Source organism: Pontiella desulfatans, from assembly GCF_900890425.1.
Taxonomy (GTDB): Bacteria; Verrucomicrobiota; Kiritimatiellia; order Kiritimatiellales; family Pontiellaceae; genus Pontiella; species Pontiella desulfatans.
Genome location: NZ_CAAHFG010000002.1, coordinates 1015172 through 1033847, shown reverse-complemented (window position 1 = coordinate 1033847; position 18676 = coordinate 1015172). Strand labels below are relative to the sequence as shown.

9 protein-coding genes and 1 pseudogene are annotated in these 18676 nt (G+C 58.8%); 2 read left to right on the top strand and 8 right to left on the bottom strand.

The annotated features are described in order from the left end of the window. Window positions 1-124: 124 nt before the first annotated feature. From E9954_RS19815 to E9954_RS19800, 4 genes are all read right to left on the bottom strand, one after another. Window positions 125-1483 (bottom strand): sulfatase family protein, encoded by a 1359-nt coding sequence (locus tag E9954_RS19815; protein WP_168442427.1) that lies wholly within the window; start codon window positions 1481-1483, stop codon window positions 125-127. A 77-nt stretch (window positions 1484-1560) separates the two neighbouring features. Then, window positions 1561-3870 carry an Ig-like domain-containing protein gene (locus E9954_RS19810; RefSeq protein ID WP_136081011.1) on the bottom strand — a complete coding sequence of 770 codons (2310 nt, stop codon included), beginning with the start codon at window positions 3868-3870 and terminating at the stop codon, window positions 1561-1563. A gap of 149 nt (window positions 3871-4019) precedes the next feature. Then, entirely contained in the window at window positions 4020-7442 is a 3423-nt protein-coding gene (locus E9954_RS19805) for a hypothetical protein (RefSeq protein ID WP_136081010.1), read from the bottom strand. Between the two features lie 70 nt (window positions 7443-7512). After that, window positions 7513-8190, bottom strand: a complete 678-nt coding sequence (locus tag E9954_RS19800; RefSeq protein ID WP_136081009.1) for a PEP-CTERM sorting domain-containing protein — start codon at window positions 8188-8190, stop codon at window positions 7513-7515. 240 nt (window positions 8191-8430) lie between these two features. Between E9954_RS19800 and E9954_RS19795 the strand changes: the two genes are divergently transcribed. Together E9954_RS19795 and E9954_RS19790 are read left to right on the top strand one after the other, a co-directional pair. Then, window positions 8431-10419: a sensor histidine kinase gene (locus E9954_RS19795; protein WP_136081008.1), complete on the top strand. Its 1989-nt coding sequence runs from the start codon at window positions 8431-8433 to the stop codon at window positions 10417-10419. Further along, complete coding sequence (locus E9954_RS19790) at window positions 10403-11071, top strand: response regulator (RefSeq protein WP_136081007.1); 669 nt, start codon at window positions 10403-10405, stop codon at window positions 11069-11071. Before E9954_RS19795 ends, E9954_RS19790 begins: the two co-directional genes overlap by 17 nt. A gap of 5 nt (window positions 11072-11076) precedes the next feature. On the opposite strand, the gene E9954_RS19785 is transcribed toward E9954_RS19790, so the two are convergent. From E9954_RS19785 to E9954_RS19765, 4 genes and pseudogenes are all read right to left on the bottom strand, one after another. Continuing rightward, entirely contained in the window at window positions 11077-12756 is a 1680-nt protein-coding gene (locus E9954_RS19785; RefSeq protein WP_136081006.1) for an AMP-dependent synthetase/ligase, read from the bottom strand. Between the two features lie 182 nt (window positions 12757-12938). Continuing rightward, window positions 12939-14326 (bottom strand): annotated as a pseudogene (locus E9954_RS19780) (sulfatase family protein). Further along, entirely contained in the window at window positions 14319-16718 is a 2400-nt protein-coding gene (locus E9954_RS19770; protein WP_136081003.1) for a hypothetical protein, read from the bottom strand. Before E9954_RS19770 ends, E9954_RS19780 begins: the two are co-directional and overlap by 8 nt. 135 nt (window positions 16719-16853) lie before the next feature. Further along, window positions 16854-18659: a sodium:solute symporter family protein gene (locus E9954_RS19765; protein ID WP_136081002.1), complete on the bottom strand. Its 1806-nt coding sequence runs from the start codon at window positions 18657-18659 to the stop codon at window positions 16854-16856. Between the last annotated feature and the right edge of the window lie 17 nt (window positions 18660-18676).

The following is an 18676-nucleotide window of genomic DNA, read 5'->3' as shown; positions in this document are numbered from 1 at the left end:
CTCCAAAAATAAATCCATCGCAAAAGCATGCCGTTCTCAACCGCATCACCTTTTCTTCATGCCCCAACAGCGTAGGCCATTCTCCAGCCCCCGTGCATCCCTATAATTAGGGATGGCCTGGCCCCTATTTCTTCTTCGAGCGGGCCTTGGACAACGCGCTTGCACCCGGTTCGGTGGGCAGCTCCTTTTTCCAGGCCTCGAGCTTCACGGACAGGTTCCGAACCACTTCCGGAAAGTCGGCGGCAACATCGTTTTGCTCCGCCCAGTCGCTCTCCAGATCATACAACTCCATCTGGCGCGTTGCCGCATTGACCAGCAGTTTCCACTTCCCATCCCGGATCCCGAGGGAGGGCCAGGTATGGTCCCCGTTGTCCCCGCCCCGCCATTCCCAGAAGATCGGCTTGGTTCGCGTAAACACCTCTCCTTTGAAGGCGGCCAAGGCGCTTTCGCCATCCGGCCTGTAGCCTGGCGGCAGCGCAACACCGGCGGCCTCAAGAAACGTCGGCAGCAGATCAACAGCGGTGATGACCGAGGTTGCATCGGTCTTTCCCTTCGGCACCACCGCAGGCCAGCGGACGACGAAGGGCACGCGGATTCCCCCCGCAAAAAGCGAGCGTTTTTCCCCTTTCAGCCCGCCGGTCTCCCCGACGGAATAGAATTTACCGAGGCCCTGCCCCTTGTGGTCTTTTTCATTGTCCGAGTGCTCCGGGCCATTGTCGGTGGAGAAGACCACCAAGGTGTTTTCGTCAATGCCCAGTTCCTTCAGCAATTTCATGATGCGCCCGATGGCCTCGTCGCCTTCGGCGATGATCGACGCATAAACCTGCTCGGCCTCGCCAAGCTGCTTGAACTGTTCCATGAACCGATCCTGCGGCAGGTGCGGCGTATGCGCCTCATGCAGCCACAGGTTGATGAAAAACGGTTGGTCTTTAAACTCGCGGATGAAGGTCTCCGCATGATCCACCGACTCCGAACCGCCCTTGGCAATTTCATTTTTTCCCGAGCCGTTGAACGTGGCGAACCGGTCGTAGCCATAGGCCTCTTCCGTCGGCGAATCGCCCACGCTGCCGAGATGCCACTTCCCGAAATGGCCGGTCGCATAACCGGCCTCCTTGAGCATGCGCGGCAGCATCGGCGCCTGCGGGTCGAGCCAATCGGCCATGCCCCGTTTAATATGGGCCTTGATGCCCTGGAAATGCTGGTGGATCGAATGCCGCGCCGGGAACTGGCCGGTCATGACCGCCACCCGGCTCGGGGAGCAGACCGGGCTGTTGACGGTGAAGTTCGCGAAATCGATTCCCTCCTCCGCCATGCGGTCGAGGTTCGGGGTTTGGCAGAAGGTGCTGCCGTGCTTCCCCATGTCGCCATAGCCCCAGTCATCCGCGAAGATGAAAATGATATTGGGTGGCTTCGCTCCGAATGCCGCCCATGCAAAAGCGGACATCGCACCCGCCAGCACAATTCGTTTTACCGTTTGTTTCATTGCTTCCTTCAATCCTAATTAAAAGCCTGCCCAGTTGGAGAACAACCGGGCAGGCCTGTCCGTACTTAACCCTCTGATTAGTCTAGTTTGAAGAACAGCACGGGTTCGCTGCCGACGGCGTTGGTTACCGGTGACGATGCACCCGGAACGGCAACGCCCCAGTTCGGGAACATGAGGTTGGCATTGGTCAGTACGTCGTAGGTGCCGCCGCCTTCCCAGGCGAACACCAGATCGCCACCGGACACATCGATGGAGACCGCCGGAATGGCCGCCGAAACCACCGTGACCTGGATGCCGAAGTCGAGCTCCCTGACGCCCCAGTTAAACGGTCGCGTCGCGGTGGCATTGGTCGTGGCGCCCGAAGAGACATAGAGCGGCCCCGCACCAACATCGATGCCCGAAACAGGGAATTGGTCGGGGGTACTCCACATCCAACCCAGCAATCCCGTGCCTTCGCCGAAGATCGTCTGGTGGGAGTTGCCATTATTGATTTCCGACAACAGAACGGCGTTGAAGCCGGTTGAAACGGCACTGCCGGTCTTGGTTGCGTCCGTCAGGGATACGGCAACGTTTTCAATCGTGAATTCCAGGGTTGAGCCGTCGGGCATGGTATTGCCAAGCGTCGTGAAGTTTCCATTCGCCAGGTTGACGGCAATATTGGACGTACCAACCGTTGCGCTGGCCACGTTGGTGGAGAGGTTTGATGATCCGTCGTCGAAGCCCAGATCCGTCACGCCATTGGTCCAGGCCTTGACGCGCACATCGAAGGTCACTTCATCGTTGGCCGCATCCCCGTCGAGGTCGGCTCCGGCAAAGGAAACCGAATAGAGATAATCAAGATTCGTGGAAACACCAACGACGTCCGCCGCGATGCCGCCGACATTCAGTGTGTTGCCCGAGAGTGCCGTACCGAGCTCCTCGAAGGAAAGATTGAACCCATCCGCTGAAACCGAGATGGATACCGTGGCGACGGCTCCGGTGGTTTCTCCATCATATGCGGAGTAGGTAAAGCTGTCCGTTCCGATGAAACCGTTGGTCGGGGTATAGGTCAGGTTCGGTTCCGTGCCGGTCAGCGCTCCGTTGGCCGGCAGGGTATCCACGTTGAACACCAGACCGCTTCCTTCCGGATCGCTTCCGGAAAGCAGGATCGCGACAGCGGTATCCGGCAGGGTAAACAGAATCTTCGAATCTGCAACCGGAGGATTGTTGAGCACATTGATCGTAACGGTTGCCTCGGCACTGGCATTCAATCCGTCGAAGACCGTGAACGTAAAGGCGTCGACTCCGGCAAAGCCATTCGTCGGGGTGTAGGTCAGGTTCGGTTCCGTACCGCTCAGCGCGCCCGAGGTTGGGCCCGAAACCACGTTATAGGTCAGATTGCTGGGACCGTCCGTATCGGTGCCGGCCAATGCTATGGCGAGCGGGGTGTTACGCAATGCCTCCACAACTTGCGGCGTGGCGACCGGCCGCTCATTCGTCACCGTGATGGAAACCGTGGCCGGGTCGCTATCCAACGATCCGTCGTTGACGGTGAATGTAAAGCTGTCCAAGCCTTCAAAGCCGGGGCTTGGCAGGTAGGTCCATTTATTCGTTGCGCCGGTGAGCGATCCAACGAGCAGCGAGTCGTTCACGGCATAGGTCAGGTTGCTACCCTCGAAATCGCTTCCGCTCAGCGTGATCTCCACGGCGGTGTCGGGCAGCGTCTGCAGGCTTTGCGCGTCCGCTTCAGGAGCCTCGTTTGCCCCCGTACTCACGACAAAGCTCACCCCGACGCCGTCGACGTTCCATCGATTGGAACCGCTCGCACTATTCGGCTTCACGAACAGGTTGGTCGCCAAAGACGGCGCAACGGGATAATTAGGTCGAGCGGTCAGGTCGACCGTATAGTTCAACCCCAAGCCGGTGAGGCTCATGGAGGAAGTATTGTTCGTAAAGCCGGTGAACGACATCGTAACGCCATCCGGGTTGTGGCCGGACGCCCCGACAGAGAAGCTGACAAAGGCGAGATCGGTGATGTCTTCGAGCACGAGTCCGCTCGCACCCGCGCTGAAGTTGGAGATCGAGAGGCTGGTGAACGACATGCCTTCGCCATCGTCGCCCTCCAGGGTGGAATAGTGGTTGGCGATATCGGTATCCGACCCAACCCCCATCACGGCAGCCGTGGCATAGACAAACGAATTCGAGCCGTTTGCAATCGAGCCGAGCGTGTAGTTAATATCGAATGTGGCGCCATTGTATTCCTGCGCGGTCGTGATAACGGTTTCGCCCGGATAGCTTCCGGCCGCCGCAATGTTAAGATTGGTCGCAACCACTGCCGCCTGCGCCGCCATCATGCAGGCGCACCCTGCGCCGATGAGGGTGGTGATTGATTTGAGTCCGGTCTTCATCTTTTTTTCCTCCAATTACAACTTGAACCATCCTGCCGGCAAAGCGCACGCCTTACCCCGATTGTTGAAGCAATTTAACAAACCACGGAAAGCTGCATATCCCAATATTCTGGGATTCCATCCATCCCGTTTCCTGCGGGATCGGCGGCTTAGTCCTGCCGAATCCTGAACTCGATGAACTTCGCCGGTTCGCCGGTCGAATAGCGGTTCGTCACCGGCTCGTAGCCATCGACCGCCGGGCCGACCTGGATGTGATCCGCGGCATTGGTTCCGGAACGGGGCCCGACCAAATTCGTGGAATCGATCAGCAGATAGGACAACCCTTGCGCAACGTGATCCGAACGGCGGCGATAGACCCACTCGACATAGCCCGTCCCCCCGGTGGTCACCAGGCCGGCGGAATCGCGGGTTCCGGCATCCGCCAGATTCGGGTCCATGCCCAACGCAAATTCGGCGAGGTTGGCGTAGCCGTCGAGGTCGCCCGAATCGGAACCGGGTGCGCCGTGGCCCCCCACCAGCCCATGGTCGTAGGCCCAGGTGGAATAGGTTTCGGGCCCCAGAACCGAATAGTTCACCTCGATGCTATTGACCGACCATTTATTCAGCGCGTTGGTCGTGCTCGTTCCGAGCGCAAACGCAGTTACCGGGGCAGATCCCCCCGATAGTGCTTCCAGATTGACCACATGGATATTGCTCCCCAGGTCACCCAGGTTATTGCTGACCGACCCCACCGTCACATAAAGCGAATCCTTGCCGCCGGACTGGGCATCGGCAATGGTGATGGACTCGAAGGACACGTTCCGGATATCCCCGGCGGACAGGCGGCCCCCGCCGTCAGCGAAGTTGACCAGCCGCAGATTCCCAATGCTCTCCACGAATTCCGCTTCATCCCCATTGAAAATAAACCGGGCATTGTCCGTCTCGCCGGAGGAAAAAATGCCCCAGCTTTGGCTCGTTGTGGCCCCGCCTCCATTTCCGCTGCGGATGGCGGTTCCAGCCCCAGGAACCACATCGACGGCAAACTGGAAGGTGGCCAGCCCGTCGTAGGCCGTTTGAACATCCGAGAGCATGGTGGCGACGGCATCGGTTCCATAATTCTGGTTTGCCGCGGCCAGGATCGACGCCTTGTCCACGGCCGGCTCAACGGTGAAGACGAGGGTGCAGTCCGTTGCGTTGGTTCCATCGCTAACCCGCAGCTCCACCGTTTCGAGGCCGGCATCCGCAGGGGAAGGAACCCCCGACAACCGCCACCAGCCCGGCGCCGCTTCGGCAAGGGAAAGCCAACCGGCTCCGCCGATTTTTGAAACGTCCAGGTTGGTCTCTTCAAAATCCTGGAAATCCAGCCCCTGGATCAACACCTGGGCATAGGCTTCATGAACCACGGCATCCGGGAGCTCCAGCGGATCGGCCGCCCACACGGGATACCCCTCCGGTCCATCCAAAAACGCGGGGGGCGCGTTGACGCCCAGCCGAACCTTCCGCTCGGTTCCGCCGGATGCATCTTCAATCCGGAGCCTGAATTCATATTCCGTTGCGGCGGCCTCGGTCGGGATCCCCGTCAGTTGCCAGCTTCCCGGGTTCCCCGGCATTTCCGCAATCGTCATCCACGACGAAGGTCCGCCCGCAGCGGAGGCAAACGACACATTCGTGACGGCATCGCCTTCCGGATCCCAGAAATGCACGCCTTCGGTAAGGACATGGAAATAGGCCTGCCCGATGGTTGCGTCCGGCAACGGGGTATGCTGCCGCGCCCATTGCGGGGCCCCGGGCACTTCGTTGGTGCAAAGATGGGCATCCATCAGGGCCAGCTGGTCCATGCCCCAATCCCGAATGAGCAGGCTGACGCCATTGCCGGGCGGCCAATTCAGCGGGGCGCCCCAGGAGATGGCACCGCCGGCCTGCATCGCCTCCAGGTTCCACAGCAGGAATTCGGCATCCGTCAGCGCCGGGGTTTGCCCCGCATTCCACGCCGTGGTGCTCATGGGCGGATAGAAATGGCCGACCACCCGGTCGTCCCAAAGCCAGTCGTGCGTCAGCTCGCCCTCGTGCACATTGCCGCCGGTCTCGGTCATCTTCTGGATGTGCGCATAGTTCCGGTCGTAGAGCGGCGGATCCCCGATGGTGTGGCTTCCGATGTTGTTCCCGCCGTTGTAGGGATGGCCGAACATGTAGTCTTCGAAATGAACCGCCTCCGAAAAGGGATTGAGCACTTCGGTATCCCGTTCGGGGCTGTTGTTGTAGGAAACCGTTGCGTTGGGATTGCCCGCGCGCGCCGCATCGGAAAACGCCTTGTAAAGCAGTTGTTCGGAGGCGACACCACCGGTGGCATTGTCGCCATTGCTACCCAGCATGTAGCCCGAATCAAAGATGTATGAATCGATCAGCTCCCCGTAGCGAAGGGAATATTCCTTCAGCACAAACTCCGCATAGCAGAACATGTAGGGGCGGTTCGTGTTCGTGCCGTCGGTATGATACGGCTGGCTCGCAATGAACGCCTGCGCCGCCGCATTGGTATCGCACCAGGTGGTCCAGCGTTCCGTAATATCGGGAATGACGGCCGGGTTGGGAATATCCCCCCGCCGCAGCATCTGGGAACTGTTCACATAGACCTGAACCTTCAGTCCGGCCGCCTTCGTGGCCGCCGCCCACTCCCCGAGCGGATCCACGCCGGACGAGGCCCGCGGAACAACCAGGTTGATGGGATTCCCCTCGGCATCGGTGTCGCCCCGCCAAAAACTTTCCAGCAGCGCATGCGGCCCCAGGTGGACCGGGGAATAGATATAGGACATGCCCAGGTTCAGCTGGACATAGTCGATCGTCTTCAACCCGCCGATCTGTTCGAGAAAGGTTTCATAATCATCCACCAACGTTTCACTGCGGCCGTTGTACATCCCCTCCGGCGCCCAGCTCAGGCCCCACGCGCCGCGCATCCAGTCGGCGCGCCACGCAATGCCAACCGACACCCCGACCTGGTTGACCGACCATTTGTCGGTCGTGTTGGTTGTGCCATTGGCCAACGAGAATTCCGTTACCGGAACGCCCGCCAAGGCCTCCAGGTCGATCGACTCGGGATTGGCAACCAGATCGCCGAGGTCGTTGGTCATGGAACCGTTCAAGACCACCAGCACATCATCCTTGTTGGCCGATTGCGCATTGGCCAGCTCAACCGACGTGAACGACAACCCGAAAAAGTGGCCCGCGTCCAGTTCGCCTCCGTTGGCATTGAAATTGGTGATCTGCAGATTCCCGATGCGCTCCACCCGGTCATCATTGTCCCCGTTGAACAGCGTGTTTTCAGGGCCCACGCCCCAGCTTTGTGCGGTTGAGGAACCCGCGGTCCCCGTAACCCCGCTACGGATGCTGCGCCCCGCCGGCGGGGTGACCTCGAAGGCAACCTGATAGGTGGCCCGCCCGTCGGGCGCGGTCAACACCTCCGAAAGCAACGTTGCAACGGCATTGGTGCCATAGTCCGTATTGGCCGTGGCCTTGATCTGTACGTTCACCACGTCCGCCGCAGCCGTCCGTACGACCGCGGCAAGCGCCATGATGGCCAGTTGGTTTTTCACCGTCATCGGCATTTCCTCTTTTAGCAAAAACGCCGCTTCGGTCGGAAACGGCGCAACTCATGAAACCCGTTCGCGATCAGATCAGGAAGCGGCGGCGGATGACCAGCATTCCGGCGGCGGAAGCCACGACCATCCCCAGCGTGGCCGGTTCGGGGATGACGGACACGGAGATGCCGGAAACGGACCATCTGTTGTTGGACTGCGGGCCGTCAGGCTCCAGGAACAATGCCGTGGAGCTCGAACCAAAATTTGCGAGGGATGTTAGATCCAACGTTGTGGGATGGGTTACGTCCACCGTAGCATCCCCGAAACCCGTGAAGGAAATCGTTATGCCGTCGTTGGCGGCAGTTCCGTTGGCAATCGACAGGGATTGGAATGCAATACTCAGATCGCCTTGCACAAGGCCGGAACCATTCGCGCTGAAATTAACGATTGAAAGGCCGGCAATGGACAGCTGTTCGCCGTCGTCGCCATCGATGGATTCCTGGTTTCCCGTGTTGGGATCAAGGGCGGATCCCACCCCGAAATAGGTTCCGCCACTGGAGCGAATAAACGGAGCCGGGCTGTTGCTTGTTGCAAAGGCATTCAGCGTATACTCAATATCGAACGTAGCGCCATTGAAGGATGCCGCGGTCGAGAAACCCGACCCAGAGGCATGGTTCCCGGCCGCCGGCAAGGCGAGATCGACCAGCACCGCCTGCGCGACACCCGCCGCCAGCAAACCAATACTCAATGCACATTGTATTTTTTTCATGGTTATCCTCGTTTCCCTTTCCAAACGCGCCGATAAGCGGCAGGCATTGCCCTATTCCGACTAGTCCAAAAAGTGTATGCCCTCGATAAAATCCGTCTATCCCAATATTTTGGGATACCCGCAACCGGAGCGGTTTGACACCCTTTACCTAGCTCAAGGCGCGGCGCCCCGTTTCGCGCACTGCGAAACCCCAACGAAAATTGAAACAGGACCGTCGTCCGGAATATGCTATAAACCGACATGCCTTTTGATCGCACCCTATCGACATTGCTTCTGCTGGGCGGATGGCTCCCGGCCATGGCCGCCCCGGTGGACACGGCATTCAACGCGCTCTCCCTGCCGGAGCTCGAACAACGGCGCGACGCCATTGGCGCCGAGCTGGAGCAGCTCGCAAACTACAGCCTGCGCAGCGGCGTGGGGGCCATTGGATACCGCTCAAACATCCACGACGACGAATTCCATTCCGAATGGGTGGAAATCAACCTCCAAGCCGAATATCCCCTGGATCAAGTCATCCTGGTTCCGGTGATCCGCCGGGATGCCAAGCAAGGCTTCCAGGCGGACGGCTTTCCGAAACACCTTCGCCTGATCGCCGGTACCGAGCAGGACCGGGTGGGAACCGTGGTGGCCGAATACACCGACGACCGGCACTTCCTCCCTCGAATAGCCCCTCTTTCAATTCCGTGCAACGGCATCACCGCATCATGGATCCGAATTGAAACCGACCGCCTTTCCCTTCGGGCATTCGATGAAAAACATGCCTTCGAACTCTCTGAAATCATGGCGTTCAGTGGAGATGTGAATGTGGCGCTGCGTCGGCCGATCGCTGCGAAATCGAACCGGTTCGAAGGCCGTGCCTGGAGCGTGAACTTTGCCGTCGACGGACTGGTGCCATACCTCATGGACGCGGTCGGGGGCGAAAAAAGCATTGCCTTCATCAGCCTGCACCCCGTCACCAGCCCGCCTGCACTCACCATTGACCTCGGCGAGTCCCAAGCCGTCTCCCTCCTGCACCTCCATGCCATCGACCCGAGCGATGTCCTGCCCCAGGCCTTGGCCAGCGACTTCGGCATTCCCAAAAAGATGCACCTCGAGGGCGCGAACCAGCCCGATTTTTCAGACGCCGAAACCTTGATCGACCTCCGGTTGGAAACGATTTTCCACATGGGACCGATCATGATGTGGAACTTTCCCCCGGCCACCAACCGCTTCTACCGGCTGCACATCGACGCCCCCCCCGAAATCCCCAGCTATAACGCGGAGGATACGCGCTTTGGCTTTGCAGAAATCGAACTGTTGTCCGGCGGCATAAACCACGCGCTCGGGAAACCGATTACGGGCAGCGACGTTCATGCCAAACCGAACCGGCCGCTATCCGTGCTCACGGATGGACGCAACATGTATGGAACCATCCTGCCGGTGCGGGAATGGATGAACCAGCTGGTTCGCCGCCATGATCTTGAAAAAGCGCGCCCACGGGTGGAGGCGGAACTGAACCGCCGCTACGCGCACCAAAAAACAAAACTCCGCCGCATGGGCTGGCTGGCCGCCCTGCTCACCGCCGCCATCGGGTTCACCATGCTGATCGACTGGAACCTCCGCCTGAGGCAGCTCGCCAAGCTCCGGGAACGCTTCGCCGCCGACCTGCACGACGAACTCGGCGCCAACATCCATGCCATCGGGTTGCTGAGCGATGCCGCCAAAAGCGCACACGACGCCTCCGACGAATGGAACATGCTCCACCAACGCATCCGTCAATTGACCGAACGAACGGGAACCGCCATCCGGCACTTTTCCAACATCATCAACGCCGACGGCCTCTATCAAGGCCTCGTCGAGGATATGCAACGCGCCGCCCAGCGCATCACCGCAAATCTGGAACATACGATTTCGATCGAAGGCGAACACTACCTCGAGCAGCTGAAGGCCCGTACCCGCATCGACCTGTTCCTTTTCTACAAAGAGAGCCTCATCAACATTTGCCGCCACTCCAATGCCACCCGCTTCAGCACCACGCTGACCGCCACGCCCCGGGAGATCGTCCTCACGGTCAGCGACAACGGCAAAGGGATGTCCGGCGAAAACATCCCCTCCTCGCTAAAGCGCCGCGCCCGCTTGCTCAAGGCCAAACTCTCCGTCGAGCCCGTCCCCACCGGTGGAACCTGCCTCAAACTCCGCCTTCGCCACCGCAGCAAAAAAAGAAAGATGAACCATGAACGCGTCCATTAAAATCATGCTGGTGGAAGACCACCCCGAATATCGCGAAATCCTCGAATTTGTCTTCGCAAAGAAAAAGGGCCTCGAACTCGTCAGCCAGTTCGGCAATGCCGAGTTGGCACTGCGCACCCTTCAGGATGGCGGCCGGGCCGCAGAACCGGACATCATCCTGCTCGACCTCAACTTGCCCGGCATGTCCGGGCTGGATGCCATGCCGTGGATCTCGAAGTATGCGCCGGACACCCGGGTCATCATCCTAAGCCAGTCCGACCACGAGGCCGATGTGCTGCGGGCCATCCAGCAAGGAGCCGCGGGATATCTCCTTAAATCCGCCACCATGGATGAAATCACGACCGGCATCCGCACCGTCATGGATGGCGGCGCCACCCTCGAACCCAGCCTGGCCCGCTTCATCTTGAAAACACTGCAACCCCGGCTCCCCAAGGTGGCAACCGAATGCGGGATCTCGGAACGGGAGCGGGAGGTGCTCTCGTTAATCGCCAAAGGTCTCTCCCAAAAGGAGATCAGCAGCCAGCTCAAAATAAGCACCTACACCGTGACCGACCACCTCAAGCACATCTATGAAAAACTGAACGTCCCCAACGCCCCTTCGGCCATCGACAAAGCGCACCGCCTAGGCCTTTTCACGTCGAACGGTTCGTGAAACCCCTAGTTCCCCGCGGTGTCGATCGCATATAAATAGCGTTTGATTTTCTGCGTGGTGGTTTTCTCGAACTCCTCGAAGCGCACCTCGATCTTGCGCGGGCGCTTGTAGTCCGAAAGCGCGGCGAGTTGTTGCCGGATGTCGGAACGCACCAGCTCTTCGATCTGCCCATCGGTCAACCGCTCGCCCCCCTCCTCCTCCATGGCATCGAACACCTCGAGGTTGGGCACGACGATCAGGCCGACGCGCTCGCCCGTATCCTCGCCCGGCTCGCGGTAGCCCATGGCCAGGCATTCGAGGACATAGGTGCTCTTGAGCACCTGCCGCTCGACCTCTTCCGGATAGATGTTCTTTCCTTCGCGGTTGACGATCAGGCTCTTCTTCCGACCGCTGATCACGAGATAGCCCTTCTCATCGAAATAGCCAAGGTCGCCGGTGTGGTACCAGCCATCGACCAGCACCTTGGCGGTTTCCGCGGGATTGTTCCAATAGCCCTGCATCACGTTCTCGCCGCGCGCAACAATCTCGCCCACCCCCTCGGGGTTGGGATTCCGGATCTCGATCGACACCCCCGGAAGCGGCCGGCCAACGGTTCCAACCCGCGGCTTCCCGGGCGGGTTGACCGCCAGCACGGGCGCGGTCTCGGTGATGCCATAGCCCTCGACAATGCAAAAGCCCAGCTTGCCCCAGCCGAGCAAGGTGGCCGGGCTGATCGGCGCCCCGCCGGAAACCACGAGGCGCAAGGCCCCGCCCAGGCCGTCCTTCACTTTTTTCCCGACCACCTTTGCCAAACCATAGTCATACATCAGCTTCGCGATCTTCTTCGAGTTGATGCCGTCCAGCACGCGTGCGAGCATTTTTTCGAGGAGCAGCGGAACGGCCAGCATCACCGTTGGTGCGGTCTCGGCCATGTTGGCCTTGATGGTCTTGAGGTTTTCAACGAGGGTCACCTGGCAGTGCTTGTATACCGGCAACAACACCGTCGTGGTGAAGGCAAAGGAATGGTGAAGCGGAAGGATGAGCACGAGATTGTCCTCCTTCGTGAAATGGACCGCCCGATCAATGCTATCCACATTCGACATGAAATTGTGGTGCGTCAGCACGGCGCCCTTCTGGCGGCCCGTCGTTCCCGAGGTATAGATGAAGGAAGCCGGCGAAGAGGCCGTCGGCGACATGCGACCAAACGCACGCCCTTCGGCCATGGCCCGCTCCGCAACCTCCTGCCATAGTCCCTTGTAGGTATGGTGGTCGACCTTGTCGCACAGGTGCTGGTTCCGCTCATCAATATCGAGCATCACGATCGCGCGCAAATCGCGCAAGCGCTCCTTCATTCCCGCGAGGATTTCCGCAAAGCGGCAGGAGGCAAAAACCACCGATACCCCGCAATCGTGGAAAATATGCGCAACCTCCTGCTCCCGCAGCTTCGCATCCACGGGAACCGCGATGGCCCCGATGCCCACGATGCCGTGGTAGATCTCGAACCATTCCGGCGAATTCTCCCGGTAGATCGCGACCCGGTCGCCTTCGACCACCCCCAGCCGGGCAAGCATTTCCGAAACATGCCACACCCGCTCGCGTAGCTGCCCATAGTTGATCGTAGTCCATTGGCCATCCTGCTTGAACCTTAGCGCAATGTCATCCGGGCTTTCGTTCGCCGCCCGGTTGAGGCAATCCTTGATCGTCATCCTAAACCCTCCGTTAAAACGGGGAGGATGTTGTCACAACCCCCGCCCTACAGTAAAAGCAAAAAAGCGCCCGGCAGGCTGGCCCTCGTATCCGGCCCAACAAGGACGCTACCGCGCATATGCTTATTAATGAGTCCATTCTAATCAGCCGACAAAAAAAGCTCCCGGAGTTCAGGCAGATTTCAGAGACCCGCCTTCCACTTCAGCAGCGCCCGTTTCAATTCCTGGGAGACCACCTGTTGTTGTACCACTAGATTGGTTGCTTCACCGGGGTCACTTTCGAGATTGTAGAGGAATTCACCGTTGGGTGTCGGGGTGATTTGCAGTTTTTCGTTGGGTGTTGTTTTAGTGACAAGGAGCTTCCACTTTCCTTTGCGTACGGCCTGCTCGGCCTGCGTGTCCCAGAAAAGGAAGTCGCGATTCAGGGAATGTTCCGCACCGGAAAGAACCGGGGCGAGGTCTTTGCCGTCGAGCCGGGAGGGTAGCGACGCTCCGGTCAGTCCGCATATGGTCGGAAAGATGTCCAAGGTGCTGGCAACCGATCCGCTCACTTCTCCGGTTTTGAATGCAGGCGGATAGCTGACGATCATGGGAACACGCGTGCCGCCTTCGAAGAGGGTGTATTTCCCGCCCTTGAGTTTTCCGTTGTTCGCGTACGTGACGAGTGAGCCTCCGTTGTCACTGACAAATATGATCGCGGTGCTCTCGGCCAGGCCCTGCTCTTCGAGCTCGTCCATAAACAGACCGATCTCATGGTCGAGAAAATGGAGCTGACCGAGGTAGTAGTCGCGCCCTTCAACGTTCGCGGGATAGCCGAGCTTTTTACGCCACGCCCAGTAGTTTTCCCCGGGCTTGAGGTCGGCAAATCCCTTGAGCCCTTTCTCCTTCAGATAATCGGCAGGCAGCTGGTGGGTGAAGTTGTGAACGGCATTGAAGGAGAGGTGCAGGTAAAATTTCCGATCCTTGTTTTTGCGGATGAACTCGCGAGCCAGTTCGCCGAAGAGTTCCGTGATGAACCCTTCCACATCCTTCTGCTCGCGCTGCACCCACATCGGCCCTTCATGGAGCATGGGTTGCCCGCCATTCTTGCTGTGGTGCAGGTAATGCTTGGTACCGCCAGAGAAACCGAAGAACGTATCAAACCCATGGTTCAGGGGAAATCCACGACCACTCGGCTTGTCACTGTTTCCATGATGAAACTTGCCGACATAGCCGGTGGCATACCCCTTTTTTTCAGTGCCTCTGCAATCGTCGTGAATTGAGGGTCATGCAGACCAGGACCGCCATACCAGTACTGCCCTTGCCGCTGTTGGTAGGCTCCAGTCATTATTGAAATGCGCGAGGCATTACAGATCGGCGCGGTGGCATAAGCGCTGTCGAAGCGCACCCCGCGCGCCGCCAGCCTGTCGATGTTCGGGGTATGCACATCATTCGCCAACCCCGTACAGGACAGGTCGGCATAGCCAAGGTCATCGACGACAATCAGGACAATGTTTGGCACCGCCCCCTGAGTAAACGCAGGAAGCAGCAAACCCAAGATGGCGCAAAGCTGTTTGAGAGCACTATTCATAGGTGAACCAAGCCGTCGCGGTTGTGTCGAGGTCGCTTGTTGCACGGATCCAGTAGGCGCTGAACCCCTCCGGAAACTCGTGTGACACGGTTTCGCCGGGAGCGACCTCGAATGTTTTGTATGGAACCCACAAGTCGGTGCCGTCAATATCCACTTCCAGCGATATGCGCACGGAGGAAGAAGCATCGAGAGCGACGCGCTTCCTGTCGTAGGCGGTCATGAGATACCGGTCGGACGGAACGCCGGCTTTGACGGCAGCGATTTTCCACGGGCCACCCTGCCCACGCGGCTTGCCGAGTCGCCAAAGATCGTCAACCACACCCGCCCAAACGGCGGCTTTGCCATCGGCACTGCGGAAGATGTGTTCACCCTGCGCGCCAGCGCCGAGGCCGGTGAAGAAGAGTAGTCCGTTGTGGGAGCAGAAGTCATGAATGGCCAGATTATGCGTGGCGACGGGGCGGATCCTGGCCAGCCCCAGCGCATTCCGGGCAGGCAGCTCATAGAAGGTGCCATGCAGGTTGAGCAGATCACGTTCGGTGGCCACTTCACGGCAGACGCGCGAACCGGTGGCGGAGTACGCATCGTTTTTAGGAAAGCGGTAGCGTTTTCCGTCCTCTTCCATAATGGCCGATGCCCCATCAACGCTGAAAGAGTTGGCGGGCTGGGCAACCGCAGATAGCAACCCGGCGCTTTGGGCTGCGGAGCTCACTTTGGCGATCTTCATTTTGGGATTCAGCTCATAGTAGCTTCCGTCCGCAAGGGCAATGCCGAGGGTGTGATATGCGAGGCTGCGCATGACCCCCGCGGTTGCGGGCGCTTTTTCAGTCGTTGCAACCCCGTTGAACAGCGGATCATTCTTAACGCTGCGCGTGTCGCGGTTGCGGTACTGGAAATGGGCGGTGACACCCGTGGCGTTTTTATCCGCAACCAGACGAATCCATGCCCCGCCCTCATCTTCGCTGAAAAAAAGGATTTCCGTTCCCTTGGGTGCCAGCGTGATGCTGCGCAGTGTGCTCCATTCGCCCGACCCGTGTTTATCCACTTCGAGGGTGAAGGTGACGGGTGATTTCGTCGAATGCGTCAGGCTGAACTGGCGATGGTCGTAGCCAGAGAACAGATAGGGATCACTGGGGCTGTTCGCTTCGACGTCTTCACGCAGCCAGACCGAACCACGCCCAATCAGCGGGCCGAAGCCGTCGAGCTGTTGCGGATCGATAAACCACAGATTGGAGTTCGACTGCCGGGGGGCACCGTCCGCGGGCTTAAACGTGCGGGTGTTTAAAAATTCCGATTTGGCGGAATCATCGCAACCCAGAACCACTTTGCCATTCCATTTACAAAAATCGCCAATGACTTTCAGATAGTTCGAGCGCGGGGCGATACCCGACGAATTTTCGTTGGAAAAAGTGGGCGGGAATCTCCAGAAGGTTCCGTGCATGGTGGCGAGGTAATCTTTTTCTCCGATCTCGCGGATGCGCGGCCATTCGGTATTCCAGCCGTGTGCGCCGTCATAGGAATGGCTTCCCTTCGGCAGGCGAAAATAGCTCCACTCCCCATTTTCGAGCAGGGCGAGCAGGAGCGAGCGCGCATCCCAGCCCATACCCCAGATCGGATCGGTTTCCGGATGCCCGCCACCGTAAATTCCACCGGGCCCCGTGAGTTCCGTAAACTGGTTGCGGCGGACGAGCTTCCAGTCACCTTGCCCGAACCATTGCGCCAGCGCACCGGAAGGGGTCGTGGGATTCGCTTTTGCAGCCTTGCTCCGTTCACCGTTATTGGCATACACAACACGCCCCTGCCCCGAATACAAGCCTTTTCCATGATAGCCGGGCAGGCTGGATTTTATGCCGTTTTGCACGGGCTTCTTGCTGTTTCCATCTGCAATGAGCTCCTCAACCTCCAGCGTATCGACATCGACGGAATAGAGTCCCTCCTCCATCGTTGCGTAATAGATCCTGCCGGCCGGATCGGTCAGGTGCCGCGCATTACCGGTATGCCGGCCTGGCATTGCTTGCCAGGGAATAACTCGCACGTCCCCTTCCCCACTGATGGCGTACGGGCCAATAAAGAGCCGATTGGATTCTTTATGAATCATCCGGTTGGCGGGCGTCCCGCCGATACTTTCGGGGCGGATGGTCTGCGTTAGGTCGGGAGCAATTTCATAAAGCTTGTCGGAGGAGCCTTTAGGCGAATGCGGAGCGTAGGTGACCGCCCAGAGCTTCCCCGCCCACGGCACGACCGCGCCTGTACCGCATTCACCCTCGTTGTTGTACATCGTCAGGTGCGGATAGACGCCCGAGATATTTGCAGGACTGCTTTCCGAAAACGAACTGTCGGTCAGGCCTAATATAGCGGCGGCTCCGATACTGGCTATTGCTATTGCATTAGGCATGGGATCTATCCTGTTCAAGAGCATCGAAAACCAAGCCCTTGCCGGCCAGTTCTTTAAAATTCACTACGGCTTCGTGATTAGTCGTCGTAAAATTCCATACTCCGGTCACTAGTTATGATAAGCGACAGCTCGCGCTCAAGGTTTTTTTCTGATATCTGCGGGTTTGTAAGCGTGCGCCAGAATCCAGCCCAGGATGCCGACGACTCCACCGATACCCAGAAAAGCAAAAATAGACATGGGGGTGACCAGGTTCCCTTTGACCAGGTTGATGACGAGCACGACGAGCCCGACCAGCAGGACGAAGCCGCCGTAGACCCCGGCGAGGGAGCCGAGCATCTTGCCCTGGGCGTGGTCGAGGCATTCTTCGTGTTCATCGGCCGTGACGGGGCGTTCCTGGTTATCAATGAACTCCTGCAGCTCCTTGGCGCGCTCATCGCGGTGATCCCGATAAAAGAATTTGGTGCAATAGAAGAATATGGGCTGGAAGATGACGCAGAGGACGACGGGCAGCATCTGGCCGAAGTCGCCCAGCTCACGCGTCGTCATATCCAGACCAAAGGTGGTGTTCGCCCATTCGGGGGTGATGGTGAATTTGCAGAGCGAGGTGAAGATCAAGCCGAACAGCGCCGTTGCCCATGCCGCCCAGTCGGGAGTGCGCTTGATGAAGAACATCATGAGCAGCGGGATGATGGTCGGCGTGGAAACCAGCGCCGTGAAGTCCATCATCAGCTTGAAGAGCCCGGCCTTGGATTTGTTGAAATACATGGCCATGGCCACAATGATGAAGCCGAGGATGAACGTGGTGATGCGCGAAGCGAGCATTTGCTCCTTGCCCGATGCATGCTTGCGCAGAACGGGCTGGTAGAAGTTTTTCACGAAGATGCCGGCGTTGCGGTTGAGGCCGGTGTCCATGGAGGAGATGGTGGCGGCGAACATGCCGGCAATCAGCAAGCCCATCAAGCCGACCGGCAGGGTTTCGAAGGCCATGACCACATAGGCGGTCTGTTCGGGATTGCCCATTCCAGGAAATACCGCGGCGAGATCCGGATATTTGATGGCGGCGACCAGCGGCGGGATAAACCAGACCAACGGGCCGACGATGAAAAGTGCGGAGGCCATGAAGGCGGCCTTGCTGGCATTCTTGCTGTCCTTGGCCGTAAGATAGCGTGTGGCCTCCTGCGGGTTGTTGACGATCATCACGAACTTGAGCAGGTTGGAGAACATCCAGATGGCGAGCAGCCAGCCATAGTTGAAGTCGCTGCCGAACGCCAGGTTTTCAACCGGGGTCTGCCGCACAATTTCAGCGGGGCCGCCAATGACGGCAAGCGAGCCGATGGCCATGACCACGGCGATGCCCATCAGAATGACCATCTGCATGAAGTCGGAGGCCACCACCGCCCAGGAACCGCCCATGGTCGAGTTGAACAGGACGATGATTGCGGTGAGGATCATGATATGCTCCACCGTGACCCAAGCCGGGAACATGGAGCCGAACACCGAATAGATGAAAATGGAGAGGCCGTTCAGCCAGAGGCCGGCAACGAATACACCGGTGGGAATCGAGAGCCAGGTATAAACCTGCTCCGTGGCCTTGCCGAAACGTTGGCGCACTCCCTCGATGGCGGTGATCACGCGCATCTGCCGGAAGCGCTTGGCGAAGAAAAAGCCTGCCACGGCGAAACCAAGGGCGTTGCCCCAGAAAACGGAGAGGATACGCAGGCCGTTCGAATAGACATCGCTCGCGGCTCCGGTAAACGTCCAGGCACTGAATTGCATCATGAAGGCCGAAGCGCCGGCCATCCACCAGAGCATCTGGCCGCTTCCGCGGAAATAGTCGCTGGTGTTTTTGATGAACTTTTTCGAGAGCCAACCGATGGAAAAGAGGAATCCGAAATAGAAAACCAACACGGCGATATCGATTACACTAATGCTATCTTGCATGTCACAACCCTTGTTTT

What these genes read in the sequence shown, in the direction of transcription:
- E9954_RS19805 (WP_136081010.1), bottom strand. Translation starts at nt 7,442, where the DNA reads ATGACGGTGAAAAACCAACTGGCCATCATGGCGCTTGCCGCGGTCGTA.
- E9954_RS19795 (WP_136081008.1), top strand. Translation starts at nt 8,431, where the DNA reads ATGCCTTTTGATCGCACCCTATCGACATTGCTTCTGCTGGGCGGATGG.
- E9954_RS19815 (WP_168442427.1), bottom strand. Translation starts at nt 1,483, where the DNA reads ATGAAACAAACGGTAAAACGAATTGTGCTGGCGGGTGCGATGTCCGCT.
- E9954_RS19790 (WP_136081007.1), top strand. Translation starts at nt 10,403, where the DNA reads ATGAACGCGTCCATTAAAATCATGCTGGTGGAAGACCACCCCGAATAT.
- E9954_RS19770 (WP_136081003.1), bottom strand. Translation starts at nt 16,718, where the DNA reads ATGCCTAATGCAATAGCAATAGCCAGTATCGGAGCCGCCGCTATATTA.
- E9954_RS19810 (WP_136081011.1), bottom strand. Translation starts at nt 3,870, where the DNA reads ATGAAGACCGGACTCAAATCAATCACCACCCTCATCGGCGCAGGGTGC.
- E9954_RS19765 (WP_136081002.1), bottom strand. Translation starts at nt 18,659, where the DNA reads ATGCAAGATAGCATTAGTGTAATCGATATCGCCGTGTTGGTTTTCTAT.
- E9954_RS19785 (WP_136081006.1), bottom strand. Translation starts at nt 12,756, where the DNA reads ATGACGATCAAGGATTGCCTCAACCGGGCGGCGAACGAAAGCCCGGAT.
- E9954_RS19800 (WP_136081009.1), bottom strand. Translation starts at nt 8,190, where the DNA reads ATGAAAAAAATACAATGTGCATTGAGTATTGGTTTGCTGGCGGCGGGT.